Source organism: Paraburkholderia sp. 32, assembly GCF_050435345.1.
Lineage (GTDB): Bacteria > Pseudomonadota > Gammaproteobacteria > Burkholderiales > Burkholderiaceae > Paraburkholderia > Paraburkholderia tuberum.
In genome coordinates, this window is the sequence record NZ_JBNDKD010000002.1 from 516,863 (window position 1) to 536,291 (window position 19,429).

Below are 19,429 nucleotides of genomic sequence, written 5' to 3' on the forward strand. Positions count from 1 at the left end.
GTCGTCTGACTATACTGCAGCCGTTTTGCTGAAGCAGAACACGAATTCGTACATTTCGAACTGGTCGATTTCCGGTTGAATGTCGGCAAACGTCGCAATTGCTCTCGCGAGCGCGGCAGGGTCAAGCGCGTCGATCACGAGGGCCCCGCTGAATGCGCCTTCGTCGCCGGTGCGCATCGACTTCTCGCGTGTTGAAATGGCAGTCGCCTCCGAAGCGACCGACATGGCCCGTACGCGATTCACTCTGTCGACGGACGCGACCTTATCGAGCGTTTGTTGTGCCACTATCGGTCGAGACTCCTGATGCCGTGCCACGGCTACAAAAGAGCCGACTGCGCCGGCATGCCCAGCTTGCGCGAATACCGTGCCGCCCCCTCGACGGAAGTGTTGCAACTGTGGCATTACCCGTTGCGTCCAGACAGTCGGATTATCGAGGCGTGCCCGATAGGCCGAGCTGGACATCACCGATGCATCATCGAGCTCATACAGCATTAGATATTCGGAAGGCGCGCTGTCGCGGCGGCGATAGACGCAGCCGGAACGAAACCCCTCGACGCCAACGCGTTCGAATACGTGTTCACGTGTAAGCCAATGCAAATAGTCCGTTTCAAAATTCTTCGCGACGGTGCTCCAGATAGCAAGCAGGCCGTTTGCCTTTTCGCTCATACTTCCTTCTCCTAGGTGATGTTTGGGCGCTCAGATAGACGCGTTGCGCGCAGCATGATGGTGCGTGCCGCTCAGATCGTCGACGCTGTCGAGACGATTCATGTCGATACCCGCCGTCTCTGGGCCGATCGCGATCATCGCGAACGACAGGATGTTGAGCGCACCGCACAACGCCACCAGTCCCCACGGCGAACCGTTGCCCAGTTTGATCAGCCAGGTCGCGACGACCGGAATCGGGCCGCCGGCGAACAGGCTCGCGCCGGTGAACGCGAGCGCCGAGCCGGAATAGCGCACGTTGGTCGGGAACACCTCGGCGAACGCGACCGGCTGAATGCCGGTCTGCACCTGGGTGAAGCCCATGAACAGACCCATCGCAATGGCCATCACCGCAAAGTTTCTGGTCGCGAGCATCGGGAAATAGCACAGCATGATGACGAACGTCGCCGCCGACGCGATCAGCAGCGCGCGCTTTCTGCCGATCCGGTCGCTCGCGAGCCCACCGACGATCGAACCGACGATCGCGCACGCGTTGGCGATCATCAGCAAGCTGAAGCTGGTCTGCTTCGGCACGCCGAGCGTGTTGGTCAGATAGCTGAGCGTGAACACCACTGCGAGATAGAACAGCGCGGTCGGGCCGCAGAAAAACAGCATCATGCGCAGAATCGTCTTGTAGTGCAGGCGAAACGCGTCGCGCAGCGGACGGCTGTTGGTCGCGATCGCCGAGCGCTTCATCTCGACGAACGCGGGGGTTTCGCTGACCCGCATGCGGATGTAGAGACCGACCAGCACCAGCACCACGCTCGCGACGAACGGAATGCGCCAGCCGTAGCTTTCGAACGCGGCCGCGCTCATCGTCGCGGATAGCAGCAGAAGCACCGCATTCGCGACTATCTGACTGAGCGGCGCGCACATCCCGATCAGGCCGGAGTATTTGCCGCGGCGATCGGCCGGCGCGTGTTCGAGCGCCATCAGTTGGCCGCCGGTCGACTCGCCACCCAGCGCGAAGCCCTGGATGATCCGCAGAATCACCAGCAGCAGCGGGGCGTACACGCCGATTTGCGCGTACGTCGGCAGCAGACCCATCAACACGGAGGTGACGCCCATCACGGAGACGGTCGCGAGCATCAGGTTGCGCCGGCCGAGCCGGTCGCCGAGCTGGCCGCAGATGATCGCGCCCAACGGCCGCGCGGCCAGCCCGACGCTGAAGGTGGCCAGCGATGCCAGCACCGCGTTGGTCGGGTCCAGCGCCGGGAAGAACAGCCGTGGCAAAATCATCGCGGCGACCGCGCCGTACAGCGTGAAGTCGAACCATTCGAGCGCGGTGCCCAGGGTGGCGGCGCTGACGGCCCGGTTGGCCATCGCGATCGACGAACGACCGGTTGGGGATGAATGCATGGAGGTCTCCTCACTTCAATAAAGCGTTTTGTGGATCTATGTCTCAGAAAGGTGGCGTTGGTGACAGGGCGCCGAATTCCTTGGTACACCTAAACAGATAAAATAAATACGAGAGGGTATAACGACGAAAGACGTCTTCAAGTATTGCCGGACGCCTCTACCAATTGCGCTTAGGCAATGTCGTGTCGCAAATGCGACGGATTGCCGTTTGAAGTTGCAGCTTTCGCCATTGGACGTCTAAACATCGGCGACACGCTGCTGGCTTCCGATAGTTCCAGTGAGGTGGCTTTTAGTGCCGGCACGAGGGCCAGCATGCGTTCTTCGGTCAGACGCGACATCGGACCAGCGATGATCAGGATCGCGCGCACCTCGCCATTAGAGCCGGGCACGGTCGTAGCCATCGAACTCATGGCCGGCAGGAACATGTCCTGGGTGGTCGCGTAACCGTTGCGGCCGGCCGTCTCGATCAGCGGCACCAGCGCCTTGAACGTGGTCGGCGCGCGCGGGCCGAATTCCGCCGGCGTGCCGAAGCCCTGCTGCGAGACCAGCCGCATCACGTCTTCTTCCGATTTGCCGGCGAGCCAGATCATGCCGGCCGCGCTGCACGACAGCGTGACCGGACGGCCCATTTCGGGATCGTAACGAAGCCCTTGCTTCGCGCCTTGGGCCTTGGCGACGTAGATCAACTGTTCGTCCTCGACAATCGCGAGGCGCACCAACTCGCCCGACGTCACAGCGAGTCGTTCGAGGATCGGCTGCGCGATGTCGACGACGCCGCCGGCGCTCAGAAACCTCAGTCCCAACGATGGCATTTTCATCGTGAGCGAGAATTCGCCGCTACGCTCGTTCTTGCGTACCAGCCCCTCTTCGATGAGGTCGGTCAGCAGACGGTGCGTCGCACTCAGCGGTAGCCCGAGGTCGCCAACCAGTTCTGTGAGCGTTTTACCCTCCGGTGCGGCGGATAGTTCCTCGAGAATGCGGAAGCTGCGTTGCAAAACGGCGCTCATGAAAGCCTCGATGAATTCGACTCTGTATATGCTACGGAGCCACCTCGCTCGTCAGCATGGATCCGATATTATGGAAAGAGTTTCCAGTTTGCAAGCTATTCCCACTTACGATGGGGTATCCCTAGTTCGACTTGGGTTCGATCTCTTCGCGAACATGCGCGTCGGCGCCGAAGGTCATCGGCTACAGGGTCGTGCGCGGCGTTTGTTTTGTCGGACGAATAGATGGCGTACGGCGCAATTCGCCTGAATCAGTCTAAACAAAGACCGAAGCGAGTACGTGCCGTCGATGGTTTCATGCACGTGTAGCACAGTGTTCCGCTGCCAGATACGCGAACACGATCGCCGGACCGAGATTGATGCCTGGTACGGGGTACGCCGCGCCCATGATCGACTGCATGTCGTTGCCCGCGACATATAGGCCGTCGATCGGTTGTTGCGGATCACCGTCCCGAAGCACGCGCGCTTGCGCATCTGCGGCGATTCCCGTGCTCGCGCCGATATCGGCCGGATACAGGCGAATCGGGTAGAAAGGCGGAGGATCGATGGGTCCGAGAGTCGGATTGGGCGCGACGCCGGGATCGCCAAGATTGCGCTCGTACGCGGTCGTGCCGCGCGCGAAGTCTTCGTCAATGCCACTTTGCGCGAACGCATTCATGCGCGCGACAGTTTCTCGTAGGCTGGCCGCATCGATGTCCAGGCGCGCGGCGAGCGCGTCGAGCGTAGGCGCCTCGACGAGATAGCCCTCGTCGATGAAGCGCCGCAGCCTATGGCCGCCCGGGCGAATCATGCGCAGGCCATAACGCGCGAGCGCGCGGCGATCGGCGATCAGAAAGCCGGGAATGCCGTTTGTCGCGTCGATCATGCTTCGCGCAAAGAGGTGATACGACGTACTCTCATTCAGATAGCGTGTGCCATGCCTGTTCACGAGCACCATGCCCGGCTTTGCACGATCGAGCACGAAATGGGGAAATACCGCTGTCGATTCGTCCCGCCGCTTCCTCACCGAAGCCGGCGCCCAGAACGCGGACGCGCCCGGTATCTCGCTGATCTTCGCACCGAGCGCCAGCGCCATCTTTTGCAGCCCGCCGTCGGTGCGCGCGCGCGGCGTATGTTCCACCGAAGTGGGAATGAAGCGGTGGCGTAGCTGCGGATTGTCGTTGTAACCGCCGGTCCCGAGCACCACGCCACATGTCGCCTGGATATCGTAGCGCTCCCCATTGCGTGTCACGGTCACACCGTCGATGCGCCGTTCATCGCCGAGAAGACGTTCGACCTTCGCGGAGGTCCAGATCGTCACGCCGCGCTGTTGCAGCGATCGCAACAGCCGCCCGACGAGCGCATTGCCCATCACGAGACGCGTGCCGCGTGCATAGCCCAACCGGTCGATCGCGTAGCGCCCGATGAGTCGGACCGAATGACCGAACGATTCGAACGAGCGCCCGAGCTTGAGCAAATGACCGATATCGATCCGATCGACCATCATTCCGCCCAGTACCGTGAACTCGGGAATCGGCGGACGTGCCAGCTGACACTGGGCGCCGAGCTCGCGGCCGTCGAACGGCAACGCCTCGAGCACGCGCCCCGACGTGGTGGAGCCCGGCAGCGCCGACAAGTAGTCCGGGTGATAAGCGAAGGCACGCAACTGCACGTCGGTATGCTCGATCAGCGTGGCGACGGCCTTTGGGCTGCATATGAATCACGTGGCCACTGTGTCGTGCTTGGCGGCCCGGGCAGTGGCAAGACCAAGACGCTGACGACCAAGTTCGCAAGGATACTTGCGGAAGACGTGCAGGAGCCGCGCGGCGTTGCCTGCATCACATATAACAACGAGTGCGCACGCGAGCTTGAAACACGCCTAGCCGCGTTGGGTGACACCGCTGGTGGGCGCGTGTTCATCGGGACGGTGCACTCGTTTTCGCTTACGCAGATCGTATTGCCCTATGCGAAGGTAGCCCAGTTGGGATTGCCTGCTGACTTCAAAGTTGCGACGCGAGGGGAGGTATCGGCGGCTTTGGAGCGCGCCTTGCGCAGGTTGAATGTCAATGTTGCGAGTCGGCGCGACTGGAGCCTGCAGATGAGCGTGTACCGCCGCTCAATCCTCAACCGGAACTCCGAGGAATGGCAGACCCGCGATCCTGAGTTGGCTGCGGTCGCCGAGACGTATGAAGATGAATTGCGCCGGGCGGGCAGAATCGACTTCGATGATATGCCCTTGCTTGCCGTCCGGGCGCTGCGTGAATGCCCCTGGATTCAGCGCGCATTGTTCGCGAAGTACCCGGTCCTGGTTGTAGACGAGTACCAGGACTTAGGGCGCGCATTGCACCGCATGGTGTTGGGGCTTTGCTTCTGCGCAGGCATGCGTCTCTTCGCGGTAGGCGATGTCGACCAGTCGATCTACGGATTTACCGGCGCGCATCCCGACCTGTTGGAGAGTCTGTCCGAACGCGAGGATGTAGAAACGGTCAGGCTGGAATTGAACTATCGCAGTGGAACCAGGATTGTCGAGGCTTCGGGGTACGCCTTGGGGCAGGCGCGTGACTATCGTGCAGCAGAGGGGGCTTCGCAGGGCACGATTTATATACACCCACTTGCGGGCGACTAGGATAATCAGGCAGAGCATCTTTTGGGTACACTGGTACGGGAAGCACTAGCGCGACATCCTGGAAGCAATTACGGGAATATTGCTGTTCTATACCCCGCTGCCTATATGGGTGACGCGATATCTCGAGTGGCGGGGACGCTCAATATACCTGTGCTTCGCACCGATGCGAACGCAATATACCCTCGTTCAAGCCGCCTCATGCAGTGGATCGAGTTATGTGCGCAATGGTGCTGCGGGGGCTGGCGGACGGGTACGCCTCGATTTTCAGCACTCTTCAATGATAGCCGTCGCATCTTCGCGGAAGTACTGATTGGCGAACAGCATTTTCTGCGCTTCCAGCAAACGCTCCTCAAGACGCTATGGGAACGGCGCGCCGCTGAGATTCAGCTGCACACATGAGCGCAGCGTAGCTGAATCGAAGACGACCGTCTGCCGTTGCAGCGGCATCGCACAGCGAAGCTGCGCAGCATGACCTGCGCTATCCTGGCTTGGTTTTTCCGTCTGCGGGCCGCTTGGGCGGCCTTGGTAACGTTCATATTAAGCGCGAAGTTCGCTAGCTTCCAGAAAGGGGCATGGAGCAACTGCGCCGCGCTCCAGCGCCCTTGGACAAACACTCCTTCCGCGTGACTCATCGCCCGAAATCCCTCGATGCCATGATAAGCACCCATTCCGCTCGGACCGATGCCGCCGAATGGCAGGTCCTCCAGAGCACCGTGCATGATTGTGTTGTTCACGCCAACGTTGCCTGACGTAGGCCGTAGCACCGCTGAAGCCTTCCTCACCGACAGGGCACGCAACCCGGCATGGAATCGACCTTCGATTTCGAAGCGCTGCTCGACGAAGTTCTCCAATGAGCGCGATATCGCTGTTCGGACTCGGCGGGGGCACACCGGTGAACTTCGTGCTTCCGATTTAGCACGGGTTTCGCGGCTGAAGCGTCATGTTGGCCGCGCCAATCCAGTGCCCGCGCACTAACCGCAGTCTTTTTAGTCAAGCACGGTGCGCGCCTTCTCGGCAGCCTTTCGCGCAGTTCCTTCCGGGCTCGCGGGCGGCAGGCTGATCGACAACAATTGCCCGATGGACACCATTTTTAGACCGAACTCATGTCATCGTGCGGAAAGCTGCCGCTGCCGAGTATCAAAATGTCCAATGCGGGATTCTTGCGGCTCATCAAATACGCAGCGCGACAAATCTTTTCGGCGTTGCGTTCAAAAACCGCAATGCGGTCGTCTCCGCCGCCAAATAGTGCTAGCGCAGTACCGGTAATGCGAGCGGGGCGCTTGCGCTCGTCGTCGAACACAGTGAAGGAAAGAAAGTCGCCAATAGAAGACTTCTCTGGCTCAGAAATTCTAAACGCGTCTTGCATGTCTGTATCTCAAACACAAATTTTGCAGATACTACCGTTGCAGCGTTCGAAACTTATTTGCTCTTGAGGGGGTGGTCATAGTTGCAGGAGATGCGGAAAGTAGACCTATAAACCAAGTACGCTGATTTCCTGCACCTCGAAGATGAATCGCGAATGTTCCGTTTTAGATTTGCATAAGGCTGTGGGGTCCTCACTCGTCTTCTTCCGGAAGTTCATCAACGTACAGCAAGGTGACACTGTATCCGTCAAGTTGCTGCAGCGTTTGCTCCAGGATGGTTTCCGGTAGAGGAGGGTGCTGCCTGTCTTCCATCCAATGGTTCGCAGGCACCTGTTCCCATTCGAGGCTTCGAGGACTCGACGCGTCGCGCCGCGGCAAGCGATGCCCCTTTCTCACGCAAAGCGAGTAAGGAAACTCGGGTCCCTTGGTCCAGTAGCGCACGATATCGTTATGCGCAAACACGAATGCAACCGGATAGTCCGAAAGCGCCTTATAGCGCCAGATAGTTGCCTCAACGCTGACGTCAAACTTTGAACTCAAGTCGACGACGTGTTCGAGTTCCGGCTCCCCGTTCGCGTTCAATATCTGCTTGAAATGGCGGCGCGGCATGAGCAGCTCCGCCGCGAACGCATTCGCCTCGACTTCGATGGTCGGTATCCTTCCGGTCGACATTGCGGATGACGATGAAACGCCAACGTCCGCAGGCTTGCACTCAAAGCGTTCCTGCTTATGCCATGGAAGGAGGAAGTGGCCTAGTTCGTGGCCAACGGTGAATCTACGGCGGCGAGGGTCCGTGCCCGCTTTTACGAAAATAGCACCTCGGGATTTTTCCGTGTTGGTAACAAGCATCCCGGCGAACCCATCACTATCAAGCTCCTTGATTGATTCAATGCCGGCAAGTTCAGAAAGCTCTTCAAGCGGGACTGGGAACTGCATTGTCGGATTCTGTCGGAAGACTTCGTCGGCAATAGCGTCTGGCGTGGTCTTTCCGTCAAGCTCCATCAGATCCAGTGTCACCTGATTAGTCATTTGTCATCCTGGCTTGATTTGAAATGCCTGATCATCTCTTTGACAGTAGCTCGATCTTTGTCTGAGAGAAGTTGTAGATCGCGGAAGAACACAGCAGCCTCGTCCTTTTCTGAGGGCGTGTCTCGCTTGGCATCTAGAAGGAAGTCGACGGTAACTTCGAAGTGAGCAGCCAGCCTAGCCAGCAGTTCGGCTGTTGGGTTGGAGCTCTTGCCTTTCTCCAACTCCCATATATGTGTCTTGGTTATTCCGACTGCGTCCGCCGTTGCTTGTAAAGACTCTGCCTTGCGCAGACGTAATGTGTTGAGTTTTGCCCCAAGGGACATGGCTACATCTCCAGCGCTTTGGGTTGGCGGAATTCTGATTCTCAACAGTAAGATACATCCGAACCGATTCGTTGTCACCAGTTGCACACGCGGCCCGTTAGATGTATCTTACGGATTCGACCGGTTCATCCACACGAAGACTCAGAATTAAAAGGGTCTGATGATTGGGCCGCATGCCGCACAATCCGTGTCATCCAGGATCTGGGCGAATAGCGGCCTTCTGGTAGTGGTTCTCGCAAACAAGCTTCCCACTGGCTCGTGTCCCGGTGCGGCGCTGCACTCACGGACGGGAGTTCCAAGTGGCACAGCGTGTACGGTTTTATCCGGTAGGGAATGGCGATACGAGTCAGATCATCCTTGAAAACGGGAAGCGTCTTTTGTTCGATTTCCGTCACCGTTCCAAGACGGAAAGCGGCGAGGGGCCCGAAATCAATCTGAAGAAGTGCCTGCTCGATGAGCTGAAGGCGGCCGAGCGCGATTACTTCAATGTTGTCGCGTTCACGCACGGCGACAAGGATCACCTCGAAAACAGCACGGAGTTCTTTTGGCTCCGTCACGCCGCGAAGTATCAAGGAGAAAAGCGCATCAAGATTGATACGCTCTGGGTGCCTGCCGCGATGATTCTGGAATGTGGCACCAATGACAATCAGTCGTCCGAGTTCGTTATCTGGCGGCAGGAAGCGCGTTATCGCCTTCGCGAAGGCAAAGGCATCCGCGTGTTTTCCAAGCCGGAGAAGCTCAAAGGGTGGTTGGAAGAGAATGGCCTGACGCTCGAGTCGCGTAAGCACTTGATTACGGACGCCGGGCAACTGGTGCCTGAATATACGCTTGCGGAGGACGGCGTCGAGTTCTTTTGTCATTCTCCCTTCATCAAGCATGTCGATGAAGGCGATGATCTGCGCAACGAGGCGTCCCTGATTTTCAACGTCCGCTTCCAGAAAGGTGGCCAGCGCTATGACTACCTCGCGGTAGGCGACTCCACATGGAACGTGCTCGAGGATATTGTCGCCACCACAAGGTTTCACGGCAATATGGACCGGCTTGAGTGGGACCTTTTCAATATTCCGCACCACTGCAGCGCGTACGCGCTGAGCGACGAGAAGGGCGATTTCGAGACCGTTCCGAAGCCAGGAGTCAAGGAGTTGCTGATGAAAGGCAGGCCTGGCGCGTACATCGTCAGTTCGAGTTGTCCGATTCCTGACACGCCCGCGGCTCGAGAGGACGTGCAGCCACCGCACATTCAGGCGAAGAAGTGCTATCAAACGTATCTTCGCAAGATCGGCGGGGCAAGGTTCCTTGTCACCATGGAGGAGCCCAACGGTTTCAGGCCACAGCCGATCGAGTTTCAGATTGATACCTATGGCATCACCTGCAATATCGCGAAGGCGTCTGCCGTGAGCCTTGCGACGGCTGCTGCTGCACCGCGGGCGGGTTAAGTGGGCACCGTCTTCGCTGATTTCGGCAAGCTGCTACCAGGCATCGACGCCGGGCAACTTCAGACGGAAGGGGCCCGGCGTCTTCTGGCAGCCTGTGAGAGGCACAGTGCTTTTGAAGTGATCGCGTTGCGGGCATTTGAACGCGAGCAGGAAGGCGAGGTGAAGCGATTCGCTGAGGCTATCGAAGTCGACTGCTGCGATGGCTCTGTTCCCTCGCGGAACTCCGTGGGGGTCCAACCGCGCGAGCGTCTTTTTCTGATACATCGGCCGGGCAGAGAAGTTCCATATGACGTCCGTGCTATGCGCGCCGATTTTCCGGCGACGCTGCATCAAAACCACGTTGTGCCCAACGAGCCGCGCTCGTTGTGCCTATATTTTGAGCCGTGGAGCGTCGTGGAGCGCGCCTGGACGCCGCAGCGATTTCTTGCTCGCGTGACGTGGTGGTTGAAGGAGACTGCGCTCGGAACGTTGCATCGCAACGATCAACCGTTAGAACGGATGTACTTTGCCACTCCATGGCAGGTCGTTTTGCCTCCGGATTTCCACGTGCGGTTACAGTCGACGGACGAGGTGTTGTCGCTTCGCGCAATTGAATCCGGCGCTGGCACCGTGGAGGTCGTAGTCGGGCAGTACGCTCCCAGGAAGTCGGCTGCGCAACCAGGTCATCTCTTCGCAGAGGTATTGCCAATTTCCATCGCGCCAGTCGAACATCGCCCTATTAGCGAATATCCGAACACGTTAGGGGACTTCGAGGACCAACTAGCCGCGCGTGGCTCGAGCATGATCGGGGAACTGAAACGCGCAATTGAAGCTCGCACGCCGCACGCCGGATTGGAAATCAAAAGCGTTGGCCTAGGCACTGTCATCATTGTCCGAATGCCCATAGTCGCCTCAGCGAGTGGTACTGAGCAAGTCGACCTTCAAGGATTTCGAGTCAAAGCGGGCATTGCGGATTTGGGTGTTGCCTGTGGAGTTCTTATCGATGGTCGGCGGGGCGTTGCTTACATCGACAGTAGTGCGAAGCTCGCGCAAGCAGCCGGCGCGGCTGAAGTTGCACAGCAACAGTGGCGTGACTTCGTGATGGAGCCGATGGACGTTCGGCTTGCTCCGACGAAGGCGGACGCCCGGCGGTTTTCCGGCGTGTCAGACCAAGGCGCAGAGTTTAATGGTCTGCTCGCTGGTGTCGGCGCCTTGGGCAGTGCGTTGGCTGATATGTGGTCGCGTGCAGGGTGGGGCAACTGGACCTTGATTGATGACGATGCCCTGAAGTCGCACAATACGGTCAGACACCAGGCGCGATACGATGTAGTCGGCCGGTCCAAAGCGCATACCGTCGCCGGATTGCTGCGCGACAACTTCGCCGACGGCATTGACACGACCGCCGGACTGCACGCGAAGGTGACCGATAAGGCGGCCAACGTCACAGAGGCAGTGAAGTCGGCGGCGTTGCTGGTCGATGCCACGACCTCTCTCGGTGCGCCACGTGACCTTTCTTCTCGTGAAAGCACTCCACGATCTGCGTCGACGTTTTTGACGCCTTCGGGGCTCGGTTCCGTTCTCCTGCTCGAGGACAGCGAACGCAACCTACGACTTTCTTCGCTGGAGCCGCAGTACTACCGCGCCATTCTGGAAAGCGACTGGGGAGCACAGCATCTTTGTGGCCACCATGGCGAGCTTTGGGTCGGTGGTGGGTGTCGCGACGTTTCGGCCGTAATCCCAGCAGAACTGGTGAACCTCCATGCTGCCATCCTCGCCAGGCAGTTGCGGTTGAGTGTTGCGTCGCCCGAGGCACGTATGGCCGTTTGGTCGCTCGACGATGCAGCCGGCAGCCTGGTCGCTACGGATGTTCCTGTGGCCAAATCGCTATTTCACGAAAGTGGCGGATGGCGAGTCGTGTGGGACGAGGGACTTTTGAAGAAGCTGCGCACGATGCGTAGCAGACGCCTTACCAACGAAACCGGTGGCGTGTTGCTTGGGTACTGGGATCTTCCGCGAAATACGTGTTTCCTCGTCGATGCATTGCCGGCCCCCTTGGACAGCGTAGAAGAAAAGACCAGCTTCGCGCGCGGTGTCGAGGGTTTGCAGGAAGCGCTTGGGCGATGCCGACGCAGAACCGCGAATATTGTTGACTACGTCGGAGAGTGGCACTCGCATCCCGAGCATATGTCCAGTCGACCGAGCACGGACGACTATGCCTTGCTCGACCACATGGCTGTCGTCATGGCGAATGACGGCTTACCTAGCGTTATGCTCATCGTTGGCGAATCTGATATCACCATACTTACGAGCTTGAAACAATCCTGACTTCGGGGCATTTAAATCGATGAGGCTTGGTCTTGCACTATCGGGCGGCGGGGCACGGGCCGCCGCATTCCATGCTGGTGTGCTGCAGTATTGCGCGGAGCAGGGGCAACTCGAGCACGTCACTCACATATCGTCCGTTTCAGGTGGAAGCCTTTTCGTCGGGCTTGTCATGAGTCGTTCGGCGTATGAATGGCCATCGTCTACTGCATATCGGGAACACGTGTTCCGTGACGTGCGAACGGTGTTGACTACAACCTCACTGCAGCGTGCGTCACTGATCCGCTTGCTGGGAAATCCCCGAAACTGGCGGTACGCGCTGTCGCGCGCCAACGTCATTGACCAGACCATCAGGGAAGTCTGGCAAATTGACGTGCCAATCGGGGAGTTGAAGCAGGCGCCCGTCTGGTCTATCAACGGAACGACCGGTGAAACCGGCGTACGTTTTCGGTTCAAGGGCGGCAGAATGGGTGACTATCATTCGGGTTACGCATCCGTTTCCCATTTGAACCTTGCATCCGCCCTTGCAGTTTCGGCAGCGTTTCCGGGCCTTATCGGCCCTCTCACCATTCAGAGCAAAGACTTTCAGTGGGTCAAGCGTGACCACTGGAATGCTATCGACGGCGAGAAGCCGTTTGCGATGCCGTACGCGCGGCTGCATCTGTACGACGGAGGTATTTACGACAACCTCGGACTTGAGCCGCTTTTTGATGTTGGCAAACAGCAGTTCAAGAACTCCGGCGACGAGCAAATTACTCGACTGATCGTATCCGATGCGGGAGCGGCCCTCTACCGCACCAACATACCGCACCCGTTGAATCCGCGTCGCTTCAGGCGCATTGCTGACATCGCCATGGAACAGACGCGATCGCTGCGCGTCCGGAGCCTCGCTAACTTCTTCCAGGCAAATGCAGGCGCGGGTCTATACCTGCGGATTGGCGATGCAGCTGAGACCGCGCTCGAAAAGTGGAAGGCTCGCATAAGCGAGCGGTCGTTGCTCGAGCATCAATGGCTCAACAAAGATTTGGCGCAGAAGGCGGCGAGCATGCCAACGAGTCTGAATCGCCTCGATGAAGATGTGTTTGATCTGATTGCAAGGCACGGCCACGAGACGGCCAGATGGAATGACGAACTGTGGAAGCAGTAGCCTTCGGTCAGACCGCCTGATTCAGACGCACACCACTCCGTTCTTACAGGGGCGAGACGCCGTGTGCCCTTGGCCTCATCTGCCTTTAGTGGTCCAGCGAACTAACCAGAGTAATTTGTCAATCCCGGCTCTTGCACAACCCGGTCGTTAGATATACCTTACGAAAACGGCCGATATGTCTCCGCGGCTGAAGTAGGAGTCGTTTTAGTCAACACGCTGTGCCAGACTTGGGAAGAGCGGACAGACGATGGCTAACCAATTCTTTGTGGGCAAACGGGATCAGTTTTTCCGCCCGTTGACGTGGACCACCCGGGAGTGTTGCGCGGCCGTTCTCCGGAATCTGTACGATCGCGTACACGGCCCGAACGCGGATTACTCAGAGGCGTTGACACGTGAGATAGTCGTCAACGAGGTATTTAACGTCTTGTCCCTGCCCGAAGTGCGAAAAGGCATGTTCGCAGGGAGGGACATGGTCTCTGCGGAAGAGGAGCGGCAATACGCCAGTGAGCTTGTCCGCGACCTGAAGGAACACGGATGGCTGGAAGACTATAAGGATCCGATCGACCTGAAGACGACGCTCAGGTTGACGCGTTCGGGTAAAGAATTCTCTGAGGTGTTCTCCAACCTTGACAACTCGCGTGCCAAAACGCGTCAGCGCAACATGCGCTCCGCGAAGAAGGCGCTGGCCGCCTTTCTGCAGAACCGCGACCCAGACGAGCTGCTTGATAGCTATGACTTCTCCTCTCGGGTTGTACAGGACCTCCAGGACGATATCGATTACTTCCGCTCGCTCATTCAGAGTCTAACGCGCGAAGCCCTGGAGCAAAAGCTTGCTTGGGGGGAATTTAACGAATTCATCGAGAAGCGCTTCGAAAAGGAATACTCGGTCCGTCTCGTAGCAGATTCTGCCGAGCGCCACCGGGGCGACATCGCTCACTACCTCGAATCGGTACGTGCGTTGCCAGACGAAGACCGGTTACGCGTGGATTCCGCGCTTCTGCAACGAGCAGGATGGCTGGAAGCGCAAGTGCAGGGACGCAGCCCGATGCTGTGGCTATGCGACCGGATGGACGGCATGGTTGAGGCCGCGTGCAACCTTAAATTGCCGATGCTTCGCGCGGAAATGGGTAACTACGTCAAGCGTTTCACCAGCCTTTTGCGCCAGGCTCTCTCGCTCGACTATGGCGCGAAATCGCCGTTGGGCCGGACGATGCAATGGCTGAAAGATGGGGCGTCGGACGAGCGCGATCGCTTATTGGACGTCCTGGCTGATCGCCTGGGTACTTCGGAAGTCCGTCTGCCAGCAGCCGGTCTGCGCTGGGTGCCTCGTGAAATCGGTGTTGATCGCAGGGAGGTCCAACCTCTGCAAATTTCCGAAGCAAGTCGCGTTGAGGCGGCGATGCGCAGAGCAGAGGCCGAAGCATTCGCCTTCAGTGAGCGGCAAATCCTGGAAAAGCTGCTGCCCCAACTCGACGGTGACCGGCTGACGCTCGACAGCCTCCCGCTTGATTCAGCCCTCGACGTGATGGTGGCATTGCACGCCGTAAGTGCCGCTCGATCTACAGAAGGCCGTGAATTTCTGCTTGCGCGCAAGCTACCAACGGTGTTCGAGACCGACTATTTCATCGCAGACAACTTCGAAATTCAGGTTCAGCCAGCTGACGAACAGGTTCAACCCAAGACTGGCACCTAAGTTCCCTGGAGAAGGCACCGATGTTGATATCTGTACAGCAGTATATCGAAGAGCGTCTAAAGAGCGAGGGTAACGGGACAGTCACGCCGGACCGGTTTGGCGAGCTGGTGGGCCGACTTCTCGCCAGCGGCGTGTTATGGCGAGACTATTCCGGGTCGGACGCGGACCTTTACGACGATGCCGTTCAGTGTGAGCAGTTGCTACGTGAGTACACGGGATCAATGCACTTCATTCTCACGCATGACGTTGACGCCAACCTTTTTCGTCTTTATCCGCCCGGCGAGGGGGCGGAGCCGGATGGTGACGGGGTCAAGCGTCTGAAAGCGCGCCTATCTCGAGATCTTGTCGCGTGTTCGATTGCACTTCGGTTCCTCTACACGGAAGCGCTCACAGGCAAGCGCGAGATGGTAAACCAGGTCCTGACGGTCAGTCTCGAGGAATTGTCCCAGACCGTCGTGTCACTGTTGGCGCATCAATTGCCGACATCAATGGTAGAGCGTGTGTCGCTGCTACGTGACCTTCGCAAGCATCGCATTATCAAGTTTAACGATTCGGACAGCGCTGGCAACATGGACACGTTGCTCAATATTCTTCGCCCCGTTATGAGCTATGTGAGCGACGAAGCGCTAAGCGACGCATTGGGAGTTGTGGAAAAGAATCGGGTCGAGAACGGCAAGGAGTTGAAGCCCGATATAGAAAACGTTCGCGACAACATCGCGATCCACGAGCAGGTCAGCAACCCACTTACCGGAGCATCGCTTTGAAAATCGCCAAGCTCATCACCTGGAACTGGGGCACGCTCGAAAACCGCGAGTGGCACATGACTGACACGGTGCTCCTGACTGGCGAGTCGGGATCCGGCAAGTCGACGCTGCTCGACTCCATTCAGACTGTGCTTACTGCGGCTCATCACCATCTCGTGCAGTTTAACGTTGGGCAGGATGAGTCGACACAGGGTAGAAGGGGACAGAAAGAGCCTCGAACCTTGGCTGCGTATGCCGTGGGTCAGCTCGCTGATGGGGTTTTTCTTCGGCCTCAATCCACCAGTTTTGTCGCGATCGTCTTCGATGCCAGCGAGGCTGCGGGTGAACTTGAACAACCGATTACTGCACTGGTCGGTGTCGAAGCCTATGAAGAAGGCGGGAAAGCGGTACTGTCGCGTAACCCTGTATTTTTTATCATCCGGCGCGCATTGGCGCTATCACATCTCGTTTCGCTCGACGCCGAATCGGGCAATCCAGTCACCGCGTCACTGAAGGATACGTACCTCCACCTGCAATCGAAATTGCGTGCGGGACCGGAAATCGTCCAACGTTATGAAGACAAGACAAGCTACTTGACCCATCTGTACGGCGCGATGATGGGCAAGGTGCAACTCAGCGAACAGGAAGCGTATCGCGCCGCCAGAGCAATTGTGCGGGCGATGGCATACAAGGAACTAGGCAATGTCAACGACCTAGTTCGCGATGAGATTCTTGATCCGCGTGACTTCTCCAAGGACCTGTCGAAGATGCGTGAGCTCATGCAGTCGATGGCTTCGCTAAAAAGGGAGGCCGAAAGATTGAAGGTGAACCTCGAGCGCCTGGACGATCTTCGTTCAGCCAGCGAGCAAGTGGTCACCGATGCCCGCAGCTTCGTAGTTAATCGTATGGCCTATGCGATTGGCATAGAGGAAGCGACGCAACAAAGTCTTGAGCGGACCGCAAAGGATATCGAGCGCCAGCGCACCCAGTTTAATGCAGATCAGCTCGCGTTGCGTGACTACGGAGCGAAAGAGGAGCGCCTGCGAGAACAACTGGCGGTCGTTCAAGCGAAGTTGCGCATGAGCGAGGTGGGCCAACAGCGTGTCCTGCTAAGAATGCGCGCGGACCAGCTCCATGAACAGTTTCTGCGCGAATGGGCGCATATGATCGAGGTAGTCCGCCGGTTGAACGACGTACGGGAATATCTCAGTGTGCTGCTTGTCGCCGATCTCGCACGGGCGCCGAAACTGAAGGATGCGGTTGAGCGCGTACGCCCGGTTGCAAAGCAATTTAAAGACATCTGGAACGACGGACTCGAGGGCGTTTTGCAGGCCAAGCCGATCGTGGAGGTCGACTTCGATGCGATGTATGGTCGCCTTGATCTTGTCAAAGTCGATGAAATGCTCGGGCGACTGAACGCGAGCTTGCATCGAAACGCCAATTCGATCGCGACAGCAATATCCGATTCGCTCGACGAGATATCAATTCTGCGGGCGCAGCTTGACGACCAGAAGACGCAGAGAGACGTTGAACTGGACCTGTTGCAGAGGGGACGCTCTTCCGCAAACCAGGATGTGCACCAGGCAATTGCCCTGCTCGAACAGACGGTTCCCGATTCTCGACCGTATATCCTTTCTCAGCTGATCGAGCCCAAAGTGCCTGGTAGTGAATGGCAGCAGGCGATTGAAGGCTACATGGGCAACGACCGGTTTGCGATTGTTGTTGACGCGGGATACGAAGCGCAGTGCGCAAAGCTGGTGAAGCGTCGTTTTCCACGTCGTTCGCCGAAGGTCGTACAGGGGACCAAGGCCATCGAGGACGGCCGTACTAGAACGGTTGACTCCGGCGCGGTCATCCACGAACTCGAATGCTCCCATCCTGTGGCGAAGGCATTTCTCATTGCTCAATATGGGCGGGTCAGGAAGGTATCTTCTGAAGAAGAATTGGCGCGAACGTCGCAAGGGCTAACGGAAGATGGCCTGGGCAGCCGCGGATACGGCATGTTCTCGTGTCGTCTGGATGCAAATGAACTCGCATTCGGGGAAGAGTCGAGAAAGCGCAGGATGAAATGGTGCGAAGCGGAATCCGCGCGTATCGGCCACGAGCTCACGGAGCTCGGTCAACTCAGTAAATCGATTCGAGTGGTACAGGCAGGGTTGAGAGGCGGCGAGCTGGAAATGGTCTCAGCTTCAGCCCGCGCCACTTCGACCGCGCGTCAGGGATTTCTCGATGTGACCGGCCAGTTGGAGACGCTTGATACCTCGTCTCTGGATGAGCTTGAGGCAAAGAGAGCAGAAATTGAAGGGCAGATCAAAGAGACGCGAGCGCAGGCCGATGAGACGATGATGAAGCAGGGGTCGGTCAGGGAGGCGTTGCTCAAGCTCGAAACGGATGAGCATTCACTTCGCGAACGTCTGCCTGGCTTGCAAAGCGATGTGGTCAACGCGCTGGTCTGGGCAGCGCGATATGTTAAGGGTGCGCCCACACTTGCCACTGAGCAGCAATTGATAGATGAAGCACGCACCTTGAGCGCAATGCACCTTGAGGCCCCGGACCGGCTTAGATTTCGGGCCGATGAGACCGCGAGAAACTTCCCGGATAAGCTCCGCTTGGTGAATTCTGCCGCCAGTACCTACCTGTCAGGCGCGCGGACTGATGACGAGCGCTTTCTGTATCAAGACCCGCCACGCACAGTAGAGGCACTGGAGGCAGTCCTCCAATCGCAAGTTGCTCTCCTAGCGAATGCGGAAAATCAGAGTCGGCGACAGGGCGCCATTGGGCTCGCTGAAAACGTAGACGGTCTGAAGCGCGCCGAGAGCCAGTTTAACTCGGTATTTACGACGAACTTCTGCTTCAAGATGCGCGACGAAATCCGGCAGGGGCAGATTACACTTGAACGACTTCGTCGCGAAATTAGAGGCATCCAGTTTGGCTATGACACGTACGAGCTCGATTGGGTGTGGATTCCGAAGTTCAAAAGGTATTTTGACTTTTTCGAGGAAGTCGAACGCCTGGTTGACGACCTTGAAAAAGAGAAGGTCTCGATATTTGAATCGCCCCGGTTGACTGAGGAGCATCGACAGACCGCAGCTGGTATAAGGGTGATGCTGCTGTCGAGCGACCAAAGTGCGTCTGAGCGCGCATTGCAGGAGATGGCCGACTATCGCAACTACCGTCGATACGACATCATTCGGCATAATCGCGCTGGCACGACGCGACTATCCACGTGGGGCACAGGGTCAGGGGGCGAACTGGAAACGCCTTTCTACGTAATTCGTTCGGCGGTCCTCGCTCACGCACTTGGTCATTTTTCTCGCAATCGCAAGGGCGCGCCAGCCCTTCGGCTGATGTTGTCGGACGAAGCGTTTGCGAAGATGGACGAGTCTCGCTCACGAGGCGTCCTGCAGTTCTTGTCCCAGACGCTCGGCCTGCAACTGATTGTTGCGATGCCGACTTCAAAGTCCGGAGCAGTAAAGCCGGAATTTGAAAAGGAATTCACTTTCTCGAAGCTTGTTGCCGCGCAAGGTGACAAAGAGGTGTTCGTAAGCGAAGTGCAAGAGAAGACACACAAGCAGGGGCCGATGCGTCGTCTCTGGCTTGCGCATGCTCAGGATGCGAGGGAGGCGGGACGCGCAGCCTATGAGTCGGCCCGTGTCGCCCAAAGCGGCTCGCATTCCACTGTCCGAATTCAGCCCGAGGGACCGGCCAACGCATGAATACAAA

At 58.0% G+C, this 19,429-nt stretch carries 15 protein-coding genes; 7 read left to right on the plus strand and 8 right to left on the minus strand.

Translation table 11 applies throughout. The features are described 5' to 3' along the window. Positions 1–9: 9 nt before the first annotated feature. The 4 genes from OKW26_RS17755 to OKW26_RS17770 form a co-directional block, all read right to left on the minus strand. A complete protein-coding gene (locus OKW26_RS17755; protein ID WP_429354567.1) occupies positions 10–666 on the minus strand; it encodes a hypothetical protein in 657 nt (218 codons plus the stop codon). A 30-nt stretch (positions 667–696) separates the two neighbouring features. After that, complete coding sequence (locus tag OKW26_RS17760; protein WP_429354568.1) at positions 697–2,061, minus strand: MFS transporter; 1,365 nt, start codon at positions 2,059–2,061, stop codon at positions 697–699. Positions 2,062–2,231: 170 nt separating this feature from the next. Beyond that, a complete protein-coding gene (locus OKW26_RS17765; protein ID WP_429354569.1) occupies positions 2,232–3,068 on the minus strand; it encodes an IclR family transcriptional regulator in 837 nt (278 codons plus the stop codon). Between the two features lie 292 nt (positions 3,069–3,360). Next, positions 3,361–4,716 (minus strand): FAD-binding protein, encoded by a 1,356-nt coding sequence (locus tag OKW26_RS17770; RefSeq protein WP_429354570.1) that lies wholly within the window; start codon positions 4,714–4,716, stop codon positions 3,361–3,363. 6 nt (positions 4,717–4,722) lie between these two features. Between OKW26_RS17770 and OKW26_RS17775 the strand changes: the two genes are divergently transcribed. After that, entirely contained in the window at positions 4,723–5,670 is a 948-nt protein-coding gene (locus OKW26_RS17775) for a UvrD-helicase domain-containing protein (protein ID WP_429354571.1), read from the plus strand. A gap of 383 nt (positions 5,671–6,053) precedes the next feature. Here OKW26_RS17775 and OKW26_RS17780 read toward each other — a convergent pair whose 3' ends face one another. From OKW26_RS17780 to OKW26_RS17795, 4 genes are all read right to left on the minus strand, one after another. After that, positions 6,054–6,521 carry a hypothetical protein gene (locus OKW26_RS17780; protein WP_429354572.1) on the minus strand — a complete coding sequence of 156 codons (468 nt, stop codon included), beginning with the start codon at positions 6,519–6,521 and terminating at the stop codon, positions 6,054–6,056. 239 nt (positions 6,522–6,760) lie between these two features. Next, positions 6,761–7,036, minus strand: coding sequence for a hypothetical protein (locus tag OKW26_RS17785; RefSeq protein ID WP_429354573.1), 276 nt, complete (start codon positions 7,034–7,036; stop codon positions 6,761–6,763). Between the two features lie 190 nt (positions 7,037–7,226). Then, positions 7,227–8,063 carry an ImmA/IrrE family metallo-endopeptidase gene (locus tag OKW26_RS17790; protein ID WP_429354574.1) on the minus strand — a complete coding sequence of 279 codons (837 nt, stop codon included), beginning with the start codon at positions 8,061–8,063 and terminating at the stop codon, positions 7,227–7,229. Further along, positions 8,060–8,386: a helix-turn-helix domain-containing protein gene (locus tag OKW26_RS17795; protein ID WP_429354575.1), complete on the minus strand. Its 327-nt coding sequence runs from the start codon at positions 8,384–8,386 to the stop codon at positions 8,060–8,062. Before OKW26_RS17795 ends, OKW26_RS17790 begins: the two co-directional genes overlap by 4 nt. Before the next feature lie 299 nt (positions 8,387–8,685). Here OKW26_RS17795 and OKW26_RS17800 point away from each other — a divergent pair, with 299 nt between their 5' ends. The 6 genes from OKW26_RS17800 to OKW26_RS17825 all read left to right on the plus strand — a co-directional run bounded on the left by OKW26_RS17800 (position 8,686) and on the right by OKW26_RS17825 (position 19,422). Then, on the plus strand, positions 8,686–9,822 hold the full coding sequence (locus OKW26_RS17800; RefSeq protein ID WP_429354576.1) for a hypothetical protein: 1,137 nt from the start codon (positions 8,686–8,688) through the stop codon (positions 9,820–9,822). After that, positions 9,823–12,126: a ThiF family adenylyltransferase gene (locus OKW26_RS17805; RefSeq protein WP_429354577.1), complete on the plus strand. Its 2,304-nt coding sequence runs from the start codon at positions 9,823–9,825 to the stop codon at positions 12,124–12,126. It abuts the gene before it with no gap. A gap of 19 nt (positions 12,127–12,145) precedes the next feature. Further along, positions 12,146–13,270: a patatin-like phospholipase family protein gene (locus OKW26_RS17810; RefSeq protein ID WP_429354578.1), complete on the plus strand. Its 1,125-nt coding sequence runs from the start codon at positions 12,146–12,148 to the stop codon at positions 13,268–13,270. 247 nt (positions 13,271–13,517) lie between these two features. Beyond that, positions 13,518–14,963: a Wadjet anti-phage system protein JetA family protein gene (locus OKW26_RS17815; protein WP_429354579.1), complete on the plus strand. Its 1,446-nt coding sequence runs from the start codon at positions 13,518–13,520 to the stop codon at positions 14,961–14,963. A gap of 20 nt (positions 14,964–14,983) precedes the next feature. Beyond that, on the plus strand, positions 14,984–15,727 hold the full coding sequence (locus tag OKW26_RS17820) for a DUF4194 domain-containing protein (RefSeq protein WP_429354580.1): 744 nt from the start codon (positions 14,984–14,986) through the stop codon (positions 15,725–15,727). After that, complete coding sequence (locus OKW26_RS17825) at positions 15,724–19,422, plus strand: SbcC/MukB-like Walker B domain-containing protein (RefSeq protein WP_429354581.1); 3,699 nt, start codon at positions 15,724–15,726, stop codon at positions 19,420–19,422. Before OKW26_RS17820 ends, OKW26_RS17825 begins: the two co-directional genes overlap by 4 nt. Positions 19,423–19,429: the final 7 nt, after the last annotated feature.